The organism is Streptomyces sp. NPDC090741, from assembly GCF_044769045.1.
Lineage (GTDB): Bacteria > Actinomycetota > Actinomycetes > Streptomycetales > Streptomycetaceae > Streptomyces.
The window spans coordinates 121,732-134,634 of record NZ_JBIVXF010000008.1; the positions used below are offsets into that span (position 1 = coordinate 121,732).

The 12,903-nt window shown below is 71.6% G+C and carries 13 protein-coding genes; 5 read left to right on the forward strand and 8 right to left on the reverse strand.

The window, feature by feature from the left end:
- Positions 1 to 196 precede the first annotated feature (196 nt).
- From acs to ACIQU4_RS22345, 4 genes are all read left to right on the forward strand, one after another.
- Positions 197 to 2,194, forward strand: coding sequence for an acetate--CoA ligase (gene acs / locus ACIQU4_RS22330; protein ID WP_403733406.1), 1,998 nt, complete (start codon positions 197 to 199; stop codon positions 2,192 to 2,194).
- A 219-nt stretch (positions 2,195 to 2,413) separates the two neighbouring features.
- Entirely contained in the window at positions 2,414 to 3,847 is a 1,434-nt protein-coding gene (gene nhaA / locus ACIQU4_RS22335; protein WP_403733409.1) for a Na+/H+ antiporter NhaA, read from the forward strand.
- Positions 3,848 to 3,933: 86 nt separating this feature from the next.
- On the forward strand, positions 3,934 to 4,392 hold the full coding sequence (locus ACIQU4_RS22340; RefSeq protein ID WP_030152702.1) for a phage holin family protein: 459 nt from the start codon (positions 3,934 to 3,936) through the stop codon (positions 4,390 to 4,392).
- The gene (locus tag ACIQU4_RS22345; RefSeq protein ID WP_403733411.1) at positions 4,389 to 5,348 is read left to right on the forward strand and encodes an alpha/beta fold hydrolase; all 960 of its coding nucleotides are present in this window, start codon (positions 4,389 to 4,391) and stop codon (positions 5,346 to 5,348) included. Before ACIQU4_RS22340 ends, ACIQU4_RS22345 begins: the two co-directional genes overlap by 4 nt.
- 383 nt (positions 5,349 to 5,731) lie before the next feature.
- Here ACIQU4_RS22345 and ACIQU4_RS22350 read toward each other — a convergent pair whose 3' ends face one another.
- The 3 genes from ACIQU4_RS22350 to nth all read right to left on the reverse strand — a co-directional run bounded on the left by ACIQU4_RS22350 (position 5,732) and on the right by nth (position 8,777).
- Entirely contained in the window at positions 5,732 to 6,934 is a 1,203-nt protein-coding gene (locus ACIQU4_RS22350) for a MarP family serine protease (protein ID WP_403733414.1), read from the reverse strand.
- A 13-nt stretch (positions 6,935 to 6,947) separates the two neighbouring features.
- Positions 6,948 to 7,712, reverse strand: coding sequence for an NUDIX hydrolase (locus tag ACIQU4_RS22355; protein ID WP_403733417.1), 765 nt, complete (start codon positions 7,710 to 7,712; stop codon positions 6,948 to 6,950).
- Between the two features lie 150 nt (positions 7,713 to 7,862).
- The gene (nth, locus tag ACIQU4_RS22360; protein WP_403734043.1) at positions 7,863 to 8,777 is read right to left on the reverse strand and encodes an endonuclease III; all 915 of its coding nucleotides are present in this window, start codon (positions 8,775 to 8,777) and stop codon (positions 7,863 to 7,865) included.
- Positions 8,778 to 9,033: 256 nt separating this feature from the next.
- Here nth and ACIQU4_RS22365 point away from each other — a divergent pair, with 256 nt between their 5' ends.
- Positions 9,034 to 9,708, forward strand: a complete 675-nt coding sequence (locus tag ACIQU4_RS22365; protein ID WP_403733420.1) for a Crp/Fnr family transcriptional regulator — start codon at positions 9,034 to 9,036, stop codon at positions 9,706 to 9,708.
- 171 nt (positions 9,709 to 9,879) lie between these two features.
- Here ACIQU4_RS22365 and ACIQU4_RS22370 read toward each other — a convergent pair whose 3' ends face one another.
- The 5 genes from ACIQU4_RS22370 to ACIQU4_RS22390 all read right to left on the reverse strand — a co-directional run bounded on the left by ACIQU4_RS22370 (position 9,880) and on the right by ACIQU4_RS22390 (position 12,863).
- The gene (locus ACIQU4_RS22370) at positions 9,880 to 10,170 is read right to left on the reverse strand and encodes a hypothetical protein (RefSeq protein WP_385573674.1); all 291 of its coding nucleotides are present in this window, start codon (positions 10,168 to 10,170) and stop codon (positions 9,880 to 9,882) included.
- Entirely contained in the window at positions 10,167 to 11,012 is an 846-nt protein-coding gene (locus ACIQU4_RS22375; protein WP_403733423.1) for an MBL fold metallo-hydrolase, read from the reverse strand. The genes ACIQU4_RS22370 and ACIQU4_RS22375 overlap by 4 nt, the downstream gene beginning before the upstream one ends.
- Positions 11,009 to 11,908 carry an NUDIX hydrolase gene (locus ACIQU4_RS22380; RefSeq protein ID WP_403733426.1) on the reverse strand — a complete coding sequence of 300 codons (900 nt, stop codon included), beginning with the start codon at positions 11,906 to 11,908 and terminating at the stop codon, positions 11,009 to 11,011. Before ACIQU4_RS22380 ends, ACIQU4_RS22375 begins: the two co-directional genes overlap by 4 nt.
- A gap of 326 nt (positions 11,909 to 12,234) precedes the next feature.
- Entirely contained in the window at positions 12,235 to 12,705 is a 471-nt protein-coding gene (locus ACIQU4_RS22385; protein WP_053690985.1) for a RidA family protein, read from the reverse strand.
- Positions 12,702 to 12,863: a DUF4177 domain-containing protein gene (locus tag ACIQU4_RS22390; RefSeq protein ID WP_007264966.1), complete on the reverse strand. Its 162-nt coding sequence runs from the start codon at positions 12,861 to 12,863 to the stop codon at positions 12,702 to 12,704. Before ACIQU4_RS22390 ends, ACIQU4_RS22385 begins: the two co-directional genes overlap by 4 nt.
- Positions 12,864 to 12,903: the final 40 nt, after the last annotated feature.

Genomic DNA, 12,903 nt, shown 5'->3' on the forward strand with positions numbered 1-12,903 from the left:
GACCGAATCGCCGTGCCCGGCAGATCCGGATCATGGATACAAACGAACCGGTACCCTCCGGTATCCGTGTCACACAGTGGCCCTTTCCCGCACCCTGCAGCGGGAAGGGGCCACTCTGCACGTCCGCCCGGCCGTGATATAGGTCTAAACCAATTTTCGGCTACCCCTTGTCACCAGGGCCGCTGACTGATGAGCTATGCCCGGGGACACAACGGACACCCTGGGAAAGGGAGATGTCGTGAGCAACGAAAGCCTGGCCAACCTGTTGAAGGAGGAGCGCCGATTCGCTCCTCCCGCCGACCTGGCCGCCGCCGCCAACGTGACCGGGGCTGCGTACGCACAGGCCGACGCGGACCGGCTGGGTTTCTGGGCCGAGCAGGCACGGCGGCTGACCTGGGACACCGAGCCGACCGAGACGCTCGACTGGACCAACCCGCCCTTCGCCAAGTGGTTCGCGGACGGCAAGCTGAACGTCGCGTACAACTGCGTGGACCGCCACGTCGAGGCCGGCAACGGCGACCGCGTCGCCATCCACTTCGAGGGCGAGCCCGGCGACAGCCGCGCGATCACCTACGCCGAGCTCAAGGACGAGGTCTCCAAGGCCGCCAACGCCCTGACCGAGCTCGGCGTCCAGGCCGGCGACCGGGTCGCGGTCTACCTGCCGATGATCCCCGAGGCCGTCGTCGCGATGCTCGCGTGCGCCCGCGTCGGCGCCGCGCACTCGGTGGTCTTCGGCGGCTTCTCCGCCGACGCCGTGGCCTCCCGCATCCAGGACGCCGACGCCAAGCTGGTCATCACCGCCGACGGCGGCTACCGCCGCGGCAAGCCCAGCGCCCTCAAGCCCGCCATCGACGAGGCCGTCGCCAAGTGCCCGCAGGTCGAGCACGTGCTCGTCGTACGGCGCACCGGCCAGGACACCGCGTTCACCGAGGGCCGCGACGTCTGGTGGGACGAGATCGTCGGACGCCAGTCCGCCGAGCACACCCCGCAGGCCTTCGACGCCGAGCACCCTCTGTTCATCCTGTACACCTCGGGGACCACGGGTAAGCCCAAGGGCATCCTGCACACCTCCGGCGGCTACCTCACGCAGGCCGCGTACACCCACAACGCCGTCTTCGACCTCAAGCCGGAGAGCGACGTCTACTGGTGCACCGCCGACATCGGCTGGGTGACCGGGCACTCGTACATCGTCTACGGTCCGCTCGCCAACGGCGCCACCCAGGTGATGTACGAGGGCACGCCGGACACCCCGCACCAGGGCCGGTTCTGGGAGGTCGTGCAGAAGTACGGCGTCACCATCCTCTACACCGCGCCCACGGCGATCCGTACGTTCATGAAGTGGGGCGACGACATCCCCGCGAAGTTCGACCTGTCGAGCCTGCGCGTGCTGGGCTCGGTCGGCGAGCCGATCAACCCCGAGGCCTGGATCTGGTACCGCAAGCACATCGGCGGCGACCGCTGCCCGATCGTGGACACCTGGTGGCAGACCGAGACCGGCGCCATGATGATCTCCCCGCTGCCCGGCGTGACCGAGGCCAAGCCGGGCTCGGCGATGCGCGCGCTGCCCGGCATCGGCGCCACGGTCGTGGACGACGAGGGCCACGAGGTGCCGAACGGCGGTGGCGGCTACCTGGTCCTCACCGAGCCGTGGCCATCGATGCTGCGCACCATCTGGGGCGACGACCAGCGGTTCGTCGACACGTACTGGTCCCGCTTCGAGGGCAAGTACTTCGCGGGCGACGGCGCCAAGAAGGACGAGGACGGCGACATCTGGCTGCTCGGCCGGGTGGACGACGTGATGCTGGTTTCCGGCCACAACATCTCGACCACCGAGGTGGAGTCGGCGCTCGTCTCGCACCCGTCGGTCGCCGAGGCGGCCGTGGTCGGCGCCAAGGACGAGACCACCGGCCAGGCGATCGTGGCCTTCGTGATCCTGCGCGGCAGCGCCTCGGAGACCGACACCCTGGTCGGCGAGCTGCGCAACCACGTGGGCGCCACGCTGGGCCCGATCGCCAAGCCGAAGCGGATCGTTCCCGTCCAGGAGCTGCCGAAGACCCGCTCGGGCAAGATCATGCGGCGGCTGCTGCGCGATGTCGCCGAGGACCGCGCGGTCGGCGACGTCACGACGCTGGCCGACTCCTCGGTCATGGACCTGATCCAGAGCAAGCTGCCGTCCGCCTCCAGCGAGGACTGAGCACGAAGCGCTCCGATGGGCACAGAGTGAGTGGCGAGGGGCATCCGGCGCGTCGCGCCGGATGCCCCTTTCGCACATAAAGTGAAGATCGCCGGATGCGTCCTCGCGCAACCCTGTAAAGTATTAGAAGCGTAAAGAATGTAAGTCCACAGGGTGCGCCGGGAAGTCTGGTCGGCAACGAGTTCGTCATGCCGTCCAACCACCCCGGAGGTGCCCCCCGTGGCCGCGCCCAGCCCCGCCGACCGCCACAGCCGCAAGTTCCTCGGCAGGCTCTCCCTGCCCGAACGGCGCTTCGTGGCCGACGCCCTGCGCGCCGAGACCGTCGGCGGCGTGCTCCTGCTCGTGGCCGCCATCGCCGCCCTGCTCTGGGCGAACATCCCCGCCCTCTCCGACAGCTACGCCGAGGTCAGCGACTTCCACGTCGGCCCCGCCTCCCTCGGACTGGACCTCTCGCTCCAGCACTGGGCGGCCGACGGGCTGCTGGCCGTCTTCTTCTTCGTCGCCGGCATCGAGCTCAAGCGCGAGCTCGTCGCGGGCGATCTGCGCGACCCCAAGGCGGCCGCCCTCCCGGTGATCGCCGCCGTCTGCGGCATGGCCGTGCCCGCGCTGGTCTACGTACTGGTCAACGCAGCCGGCGGCGGCTCGATGAACGGCTGGGCGGTCCCCACCGCCACCGACATCGCCTTCGCCCTGGCCGTCCTGGCCGTCATCGGCACCTCGCTGCCGTCCGCCCTGCGCGCCTTCCTGCTGACCCTCGCCGTCGTCGACGACCTCTTCGCCATCATGATCATCGCGGTGTTCTTCACCAGCGAGATCGACTTCCTGGCCCTCGGCGGCGCGGTCCTCGGCCTGGTCGTCTTCTGGTTCCTGCTCCACAAGGGCGTCCGCGGCTGGTACGTGTACGTTCCGCTCGCCCTGGTCATCTGGGGCCTGATGTACAACAGCGGCGTCCACGCCACCATCGCCGGCGTGGCCATGGGCCTGATGCTCCGCTGCTCCCGCAAGGAGGGCGAGGACACCTCCCCCGGCGAGCACATCGAGCACCTCGTCCGGCCCATTTCCGCCGGCCTGGCCGTTCCGCTCTTCGCGCTGTTCTCCGCCGGCGTCTCGCTCTCCGACGACTCCATCGCCCAGGTCTTCACCCGGCCCGAGACCCTCGGCGTCGTCCTCGGCCTGGTCGTCGGCAAGGCCGTGGGCATCTTCGGCGGCACCTGGCTGGCCGCCCGCTTCACTCGTGCCTCGCTCAACGAGGACTTGGCCTGGCCCGACGTACTCGCCGTGGCCTCGCTCGCCGGCATCGGCTTCACCGTCTCGCTCCTCATCGGCGAACTCGCCTTCACCGGCGACCAGACCCTCACCGACGAGGTGAAGGCCGCCGTCCTGTTCGGCTCCCTCATCGCCGCCGTCGTCGCGAGCGTCATGCTCAAGCTCCGCAACCGCAAGTACCAGGCCCTCACCGAGGACGAGGAGCGCGACGAGGACCTCGACGGCATCCCGGACATCTACGAGCAGGACAAGCCGGAGTACCACCTGCGGATGGCGAAGATCTACGAGGCGAAGGCCGCGGAGCACCGCCGCAAGGCCGAGACGGCCACGACCGCCGCGCTCGAAGCCGCCACCGGGTCCAGCGCCGAGCGCGACCGTCCGGCATGATCTGAACTGACGCCGTGACGGGCGAAGGACAGCCGCCGCGCAGGGCGTCGACAGCAGACGACGGCAGAAGACAGAGGGAGAGAGCGATGAGCGCAGTGGACCAAGGGGCGCAAGGAGCCGAGCGCACACTCGGCCAGCTGGTCGCCTCGGCCACCGCCGAGATGTCCGCCCTGGTGCACGACGAGATCGCCCTCGCCAAGGCGGAGATCCGCCAGGACGTCAAGCGCGTGGGCGTCGGCGGCAGCGCCATCGGGATCGCAGGGGTGTTCGCCCTGTTCTCGCTGCCCGTGCTGAGCTTCGCCGCGGCGTACGGGATCCACAACCTCGGGCTCGGGCTGGCCTGGTCGTTCCTCATCGTCGGCGTGGCGTTCCTGCTGCTCGCGGGCCTGCTGGCGCTGATCGCCGTATCGAAGTTCAAGAAGGTCAAGCCGCCGGAGAAGACCATCGCCTCGGTCAAGCAGACCGCGGCGGTCGTCGCGACCGTCAAGCCGCATCCGCGGTCGGTGAGTGACCAGGCTGTGGGTGTGGCACGCTCGTCCTCATGACAGCGCCCTCAGCGGACTCCAGCACTCCGCCCACCGCCGCGACGGCGGTCAGGATCGACGTGCCCGGCGGGCGAGCGGTGACCCACCGGGACGTCGCGGCCAACGGGGCCCGGTTCCACGTCGCCGAGATGGGCGACGGGCCGATGGTGCTGCTGCTGCACGGCTTCCCGCAGTTCTGGTGGACGTGGCGGCACCAGCTGACCGCGCTCGCCGACGCCGGGTACCGGGCGGTCGCGATGGACCTGCGCGGGGTGGGCGGCAGCGACCGCACCCCGCGCGGCTACGACCCGGCGAACCTGGCGCTCGACATCACCGGGGTCGTACGGTCCCTCGGCGAGCCGGACGCCGCCCTCGTGGGACACGACCTCGGCGGCTACCTCGCCTGGACCGCCGCCGTGATGCGGCCCAAGCTGGTGCGCCGGCTCGTGGTCTCCTCGATGCCGCACCCGCGGCGCTGGCGCTCGGCGATGCTGTCCGACTTCGGCCAGACCCGGGCCAGTTCGCACATCTGGGGCTTCCAGCGGCCGTTCATCCCGGAGCGGCAGCTCGTCGCCGACGACGGGGCGCTCGTGGCCGAGCTGATCCGGGACTGGTCCGGGCCGCTGCCGCCCGCGGTCGAGGACCTCGACGTGTACCGGCGCGCCATGTGCATCCCGTCCACCGCTCACTGCTCGATCGAGCCGTACCGCTGGATGATGCGGTCGATGGCCCGGCCGGACGGGCTCCAGTTCAACCGCCGGATGAAGCGTCCGGTGCGCGTGCCGACGCTGCACCTGCACGGATCGCTCGACCCGGTGATGCGCACCCGGAGCGCGGCCGGCTCCGGGGAGTACGTCGAAGCCCCGTACCGGTGGCGGCTGTTCGACGGCCTCGGGCACTTCCCGCACGAGGAGGATCCGGTGGCCTTCTCGACCGAGCTGGTGAACTGGCTGAAGGACCCCGAGCCGGACCGCTGACCCGACGGGGCCTCAGTCGGCCGGCTGACCAGCTGACCAACCGTCAGTACGACTGTCCTACGAACATTCAATTGCCCGGCGCATAGGCCAATTGGCCGCCCCGGACGGGATTACCGACCTTGGGGCCCGGGCACAGCTCGTTGTATGGGCTGGACGCACGACTACGGTGACACCGCACGCGAACGCCGCCCGGCAGCGACGCCGGGCACGCACGGGAGGACGGGCCGGGACGGCCACGACCCCCGACTCGGGATTCCACGCATCCTGCGCCGCCGGGCCCGCTGGGTCTCGGCGCGCCTGCGGCATCCACGGACGTAGCCGGAGCCGCGCCCCGTCCCGTACGGGCCCACCCGGATCCGTACGGATCAGCGGGCCCGTACGGATCAGAGGGCGCAGCCCTGGCTGTCGACCCGCCGGTCGGAGGCCTTCCCGATCCGGATGTCGTCGCGGACCTCGTCCGCCGTCAGCGCGTACCCGGTGTTCGGGTCGTCGAGCGACTTCGCGAAGACGACCCCGTACACCTTGCCGTCGGGCGTCAGCAGCGGGCCGCCGGAGTTGCCCTGGCGGACGGTCGCGTACAGCGAGTAGACATCGCGCCGGACGGTGCCGCGGTGGTAGATGTCGGGCCCGTTGGCGTTGATCCGGCCGCGGACGCGCGCCGCGCGGACGTCGTACGCGCCGTTCTCCGGGAAGCCGGCGACGATCGCGTCGCTGCCGCTCGCCGCGTCCTTGTCGGTGAACTCCAGCGCGGGCGCCTTCAGCTTGGGCACGTCCAGGACGGCGATGTCGCGCTCCCAGTCGTAGAGCACGACCTTGCCGTCGTAGAGCTTGCCCTCGCCGCCGATCTGCACGGTCGGCTCGCCGACCCCGCCGACGACATGCGCGTTGGTCATGACCTTGCCGGGCGCGAAGACGAATCCGGTGCCCTCCAGGACCTTGCTGCAGCTCGGCGCGGTACCGACGACCTTCACGATCGAACGCTTGGCCGCCTCGGCGACGGGGCTGCGGGCGAGCGCCGGGTCGGGCGCCTTCACCTCGGTGATCGGCTCGTTCGAGAACGGGCTGAAGACCTGTGGGAAGCCGCTGCGCGCGAGGGTGGAGCTGAAGTCCGAGAACCAGGTGTTGGCCTGCGCGGGCAGCACCCGCGAGACGCCGAGCAGCACCTTGGAATTGCGGACTTCCTTGCCCAGGGTGGGAAGTGACGTCCCGGCGAGGGCCGAGCCGATCAGCCACGCCACCAGCAGCATCGCGACGACGTTGACCAGCGCCCCGCCGGTCGCGTCGAGCGCGCGCGCCGGCGACCACGTGATGTGGCGGCGCAGACGGTTGCCCAGATGGGTGGTGAAGGCCTGCCCGATCGAGGCGCAGACGATGATCACGACGACGGCGATCACCACGACCGTGGTGGACACCTGGGTGCCGTTGTCGGTCACCCGGTCCCAGACCAGCGGGAGCAGGGACACGGCGGTGAGACCACCGCCGAGGAAGCCGATCACCGACAGGATGCCGACGACGAACCCCTGGCGGTAGCCGACGATCGCGAACCACACGGCGGCGACCAGCAACAGGATGTCCAGCACGTTCACGAGGGTCACCGTCTCATGCGCGCCAGTCGAGCGGGACCTGCCTCGAACGGTCCCAGGGGCGCTCCCACCCCGCGAAATGCAGCAGCCGGTCGATCACTCCGGCGGTAAAACCCCAGACCAGAGCCGATTCGACGGTGAAAGCGGGGCCCAGGTGGCCCCTCGGGTGGACGGCCATGACCCGATGATCGGGATCCGTGAGATCGGCCACGGGAACCGTGAAGACGCGGGCGGTCTCGGCCGGATCCACGGCGCCGACGGGGCTGGGATCGCGCCACCAGCCGAGCACCGGGGTCACGACGAACTCGCTGACCGGGATGTACAGGCGCGGCAGCACGCCGAAGAGCTGGACGCCGGAGGGGTCGAGCCCGGTCTCCTCCTCGGCCTCGCGCAGGGCGGCGCGCAGCGGGCCGGTGGTGTGCGGATCGCCGTCCTCCGGGTCGAGTGCGCCGCCGGGGAAGGAGGGCTGGCCGGCGTGCGAGCGCAGCGTTCCGGCGCGCTCCATGAGCAGCAGCTCGGGGCCGCGGGGACCCTCGCCGAAGAGGATCAGCACGGCGGACTGGCGGCCGCCGCCGTCCTCGGGCGGCAGGAACCGGCTGAGCTGGGTCGGCCGGACCGTCGCCGCGGCCTCGACGACGGGATCGAGCCACCCGGGCAGGCCCTGGGTACTCACATGCGGAGCGTCGGCGCCCTGGTCCTCGTACGGCGCCTGCGGCTTGCCCTGCTGCGGCGGCGCGGCCGCCTGGGCCACACCGCTCTCGTCCCGCGCTCCGCGCGTCATAGGCACCCCTGCTCCCTGCCGTCGCCGACACCGTTGCCGTCCCGATACGGGGACAACGCAGCCCCGGGCCGGATTCGTTCCTCCACGGGCCGCCGTGCGGCGGCCCGCGGCCGTGCTCCGTTCAGTTCCGCTCCGCTCCGTGTTGCGTGCTCAGGAGGCGGTCGAGGTCGTCGAGGCGGTCGAGGCGGTAGAGGCAGTCGCATCCGCCGAGGCCGCCCCGCCGGCGCCCAGCGGCGGCGCCGGGAGGCCCGGGTAGTCGGGCGGCGGGCTCAGCCGCTGGCCGGGCTGGCCGCCCTTCTCGTACTTGAGCAGCTTCTTCGCCTTCTCCGGGTCCGTCTCGCCCTCCCCGTACGCCGGGCACAGCGGGGCGATCGGGCAGGCGCCGCAGGCGGGCTTGCGGGAGTGGCAGATCCGGCGGCCGTGGAAGACCACGCGGTGCGAGAGCGTCGTCCACTCGCTCTTCGGGAAGATCGCGCAGATCTCCGCCTCGACCTTCTCCGGGTCCTCCTGCTCGGTCCACTTCCAGCGGCGCACCAGCCGGCCGAAGTGGGTGTCCACGGTGATCCCCGGGACGCCGAACGCATTGCCGAGCACCACGTTGGCCGTCTTCCGGCCGACTCCCGGCAGCTTCACCAGGTCCTCGATCCGGCCCGGCACGTTCCCGCCGAAGTCGTCCCGCAGGGCCTGGGAGAGGCCGAGGAGGGACCGCGCCTTCGCCCGGAAGAACCCGGTCGGCCGGATGATCTCCTCCAGATCCTCGGGCACGGCCGCGGCCATGTCCTCGGGGGTCGGGTAGGCGGCGAACAGGGCCGGGGTCGTCTGGTTCACGCGCAGGTCGGTGGTCTGCGCGGAGAGGACCGTGGCGACCAGCAGCTCGAAGGGATTCCGGAAATCGAGCTCGGGGTGGGCGTACGGATAGATCTCGGCCAGCTCGCGGTTGATGCGGCGGGCCCGGCGCACCATCGCCAGATGCGATTCCGGTTTCTTGGCCGAACCTTTGCCCTGGGGGCTCGGCAGGGCCGTCCGGGGCTTCCCGGGCGTCTTCTCGGGGGCTTGTTCGCCCACAGCTGAATTGGGCCCGCCCGTCACTCCTGCGGACCCCTTGGCCTGTGCTCTCACCGGCTTGTTGGACACCCGGCCAGCCTAAGGCCGGGCGCTGACACCCGCCTGGACCTCAGGTAACACCACTCTGATTGGCCTCTCACCGCACAGCACACGCGTACGTCCGGCATCCTTGGTAGTGATTGATCGCACTGTTTGAGCCGTCCGGCAAAATGGGGGGCCAGGCCCCCCTGAGCTGGTCGACATAGGAGAGAGACTCGTGGACGACGTTCTGCGGCGCGCCCCGCTCTTCGCGGCGCTCGATGATGAGCAGGCCGCGGAGCTCCGCGCCTCCATGGGCGAGGTGACCCTCGCACGCGGTGACGCCCTGTTCCACGAGGGCGATCCCGGTGACCGGCTGTATGTCGTGACCGAGGGCAAGGTGAAGCTGCACCGCACCTCCCCCGACGGCCGCGAGAACATGCTGGCCGTCCTCGGCCCCGGCGAGCTGATCGGCGAGCTGTCGCTGTTCGACCCCGGCCCGCGTACCGCCACCGCCACCGCCCTGACCGAGGTCAAGCTGCTCGGCCTCGGCCACGGCGACCTCCAGCCCTGGCTCAACGTCCGGCCCGAGGTCGCGACCGCGCTGCTGCGCGCGGTGGCACGGCGCCTGCGCAAGACCAACGACCAGATGTCCGACCTGGTCTTCTCCGACGTCCCGGGCCGCGTCGCCCGCGCCCTCCTGGACCTGTCGCGCCGCTTCGGCGTGCAGTCCGAGGAAGGCATCCACGTCGTGCACGACCTGACGCAGGAAGAGCTGGCCCAGCTGGTCGGCGCCTCCCGCGAGACGGTCAACAAGGCCCTCGCGGACTTCGCGGGCCGCGGCTGGCTCCGCCTGGAGGCCCGCGCCGTGATCCTGCTGGACGTGGAGCGGCTGGCGAAGCGGTCCCGCTGACCGCGGTCCGGATGTGCGTGGAGGGGTCCTGCCCGGTCGGGCGGGGCCCCTCTGCCGTCACCGGGCGGTCGTCCCCGGGCGGTCGTCCCCGGGTGGTCGTCCCCGGGTGGTCGTCCCCGGGTGGTCGTCCCTGGGTGAACGTTTCCGCGTGGCCGTCTCCTGGTGCAGCGCTCAGACGTCCGTCAGGGCCTCGACCGCCTGCTTCGCCTCAAGCAGGCCGGCCCCGGTGATCCGCCGGTAGACCCGGATGGCCTCGACCGCGCGCCCGTCGCGCACGAGCGCCCGTACCTCGTCCAGCCCGGCCGGCTCCGGCTCCTCGATGCCGAAGTGGTCCAGGACCAGGCCGAGGCGCCGCTCCAGCCTCTCCGAGCGCCGCTCCAGGGCCTTCATGCGCAGGGTCACCGTCGAGGTGATCCACGACGCCGTGGCGATCAGCGCGAGCAGCAGGAACAGCGTGGTCATTCGGGGCCCCCTGGGATCAGTCCGTGATCTTGAAGGTACTCCAGCTGCGCCCGTACGGACCATTCCGCGGCCGGCCACAGCGAGCGGTCCACGTCCGCGTAGACGTGGGCGACGACCGCCTCGGGGGTCGTGTACCCGTCCTCCACGGCGGTCTCGATCTGGGCGAGCCGGTGCGCGCGGTGGGCCAGGTAGAACTCCACCGCGCCCTGGGCGTCGTCCAGGACCGGCCCGTGGCCCGGGAGCACCGTGTGCACGCCGTCGTCGACCGTCAGCGAACGCAGCCGGCGCAGCGAGTCCAGGTAGTCGCCGAGGCGCCCGTCGGGGTGGGCCACGACGGTCGTGCCGCGGCCGAGGATCGTGTCGCCGGTCAGGACGGCGCGGTCGGCGGGCAGGTGGAAGCAGAGCGAGTCGGCGGTGTGCCCGGGGGTCGGGACCACGCGCAGCTCCAGGCCGCCGGTCCGGATGACGTCCCCGGCGCCGAGCCCCTCGTCGCCGAGGCGCAGGGCGGGGTCCAGCGCGCGGACCTTGGTACCGGTGAGCTCGGCGAACCGGCCCGCGCCCTCGGCGTGGTCGGGGTGGCCGTGGGTGAGGAGGGTCAGCGCGATCCGCTTGCCGGCCTGTTCGGCCCTCTCCACGACGGCGCGCAGGTGGGCCTCGTCCAGGGGGCCGGGATCGATGACGACGGCTTCCGCGGAATCGGGCTCCGAGACGAGCCAGGTGTTGGTGCCGTCCAGGGTCATCGCGGAGGCGTTGGGGGCCAGGATGTTGACCGCGCGGGCGGTGGCGGGCCCTGAGGTAACGATTCCTCTGGGCTGTCCGGGCAGAGCGGCCGCATTCGTCACGGGGTGCCTCCGGGGCGGACGTGCTTGGTGAACTCGTCGTGGCCGGGCCAGCTGAGCACCAGCTCGCCGTTCTCCAGCGTGGCCTGGGCCAGTACGGGGGTCAGGTCCTGGTCGGCGGCCGCGGCGAGGGCGCGGGCGGCGCTCCCGTACGGCTCCAGCGAGCGCAGCGTGGAGATGGTGGGCGGCATCATCAGCAGCTCGCCCTTGTCGTAGCCGGCCGCGGCGTCCGCGGGGCGGATCCAGACGGTCCGGTCGGCCTCGGTGGAGGCGTTGCGGGTGCGCTGGCCCTCCGGGAGGGCGGCCACGAAGAACCAGGTGTCGTAGCGGCGGGGCTCGAACTCCGGGGTGATCCAGCGGGCCCACGCGCCGAGCAGGTCGGAGCGGAGCAACAGGCCGCGGCGGTCGAGGAACTCGGCGAAGCTGAGCTCCCGGGCGACGAGGGCCACGCGGTCGGCCTCCCAGTCGTCGCCGGTGGTGTCGCCGACGACGGTGTCGGGGGACTCGCCGGCGAGCAGGACGCCGGCCTCCTCGAAGGTCTCGCGGACGGCGCCGCAGACGATCGCCTGGGCGGTGCGGGGGTCGGTGTCGAGGCGTACGGCCCAGTCGTCCTGGCTCGGGCCGGCCCAGCCGACGAGGTGGTCCTCGTCGCGGGGGTCGACCCCGCCGCCGGGGTAGGCGTACGCGCCGCCCGCGAAGGCCATGGAGGCCTTGCGGCGCAGCATGTGCACGGCGGGTCCGGCGGGGGTGTCGCGGAGCAGCATGACGGTGGCGGCGCGGCGGGGTTCCACCGGGACGAGGGAACCGTCCATGAGCGCGCGGATGCGGTCGGGCCATTCCGGCGGGTACCACTGGCCTCCGGCGGGGGGCTGCTGCTGACCGTTCTGACCATTCGGCATGACGGGATGCTACGGGTATCCGGCCCGATGTTCGAGAGTCCCCGGGGCGGCGGGCCGGGTCGCCCGGACCCGGCCCCGAACGCCGGACGGGCGGGAAGAGGCGGAACGGGAACGGCCCCGGAGCGGAACGGGAACGGCCCCGGCGGGCCGCCGGACGGAGTCCGGCGCAGCGGCGCGAAGCCGGTGAGGCCCGCCAGGGCCGAGCCGCGCGCGAGTGGCGCGTCGAAAAGGGTGGCCCGCCAGGGCCGAGCCGCGCGAGTGGCGCGTGAAGAAATGGTGCGGCGCGTCAAGAAAGGGCGCGGCGCGTCAGGAAATGGCGCGGCGCGTCAGGAAGCGGAAACCTCTACCTGGAGCTCGACCTCGACCGGGGCGTCCAGCGGGAGGACCGCCACGCCGACCGCGCTGCGGGCGTGGACGCCCTTCTCTCCGAGCACCTCGCCCAGCAGCTCGCTCGCACCGTTCAGCACGCCCGGCTGGCCCGTGAAGTCCGGGGCCGAGGCCACGAAGCCCACGACCTTCACGACGCGCTCGATCTTGTCGAGGTCGCCGATCACGGACTTCACCGCCGCCAGGGCGTTCAGCGCGCAGACCGCGGCCAGCTGCTTGGCCTCCTCCGCGGAGACCTCCGCCCCGACCTTGCCGGTCGTCGGCAGGCTGCCGCGAACCATCGGGAGCTGCCCCGCGGTGAACACGTACGCGCCCGACCGCACGGCCGGCTGGTACGCGGCCAGCGGCGGGACGACGTCCGGCAGGGTCAGGCCGAGCTCGGCCAGCTTCGCCTCGACGACGCCGCTCATGCCTTCTCCCGCTTGAGGTAGGCCACGAGCTGCTCGGGGTTGTTCGGCCCGGGCACGACCTGGACGAGCTCCCAGCCGTCCTCGCCCCAGGTGTCCAGGATCTGCTTGGTGGCGTGGACCAGCAGCGGGACCGTCGCGTATTCGAACTTCTTGGTCATGGGGGCGAGCGTAACGCGTGACACCGAGGGCTCATGCGCA

What these genes read in the sequence shown, in the direction of transcription:
- acs (WP_403733406.1), top strand. Translation starts at nt 197, where the DNA reads ATGCCCGGGGACACAACGGACACCCTGGGAAAGGGAGATGTCGTGAGC.
- ACIQU4_RS22380 (WP_403733426.1), bottom strand. Translation starts at nt 11,908, where the DNA reads ATGCCGAATGGTCAGAACGGTCAGCAGCAGCCCCCCGCCGGAGGCCAG.
- ACIQU4_RS22355 (WP_403733417.1), bottom strand. Translation starts at nt 7,712, where the DNA reads ATGACGCGCGGAGCGCGGGACGAGAGCGGTGTGGCCCAGGCGGCCGCG.
- ACIQU4_RS22345 (WP_403733411.1), top strand. Translation starts at nt 4,389, where the DNA reads ATGACAGCGCCCTCAGCGGACTCCAGCACTCCGCCCACCGCCGCGACG.
- ACIQU4_RS22340 (WP_030152702.1), top strand. Translation starts at nt 3,934, where the DNA reads ATGAGCGCAGTGGACCAAGGGGCGCAAGGAGCCGAGCGCACACTCGGC.
- ACIQU4_RS22370 (WP_385573674.1), bottom strand. Translation starts at nt 10,170, where the DNA reads ATGACCACGCTGTTCCTGCTGCTCGCGCTGATCGCCACGGCGTCGTGG.
- ACIQU4_RS22385 (WP_053690985.1), bottom strand. Translation starts at nt 12,705, where the DNA reads ATGAGCGGCGTCGTCGAGGCGAAGCTGGCCGAGCTCGGCCTGACCCTG.
- ACIQU4_RS22390 (WP_007264966.1), bottom strand. Translation starts at nt 12,863, where the DNA reads ATGACCAAGAAGTTCGAATACGCGACGGTCCCGCTGCTGGTCCACGCC.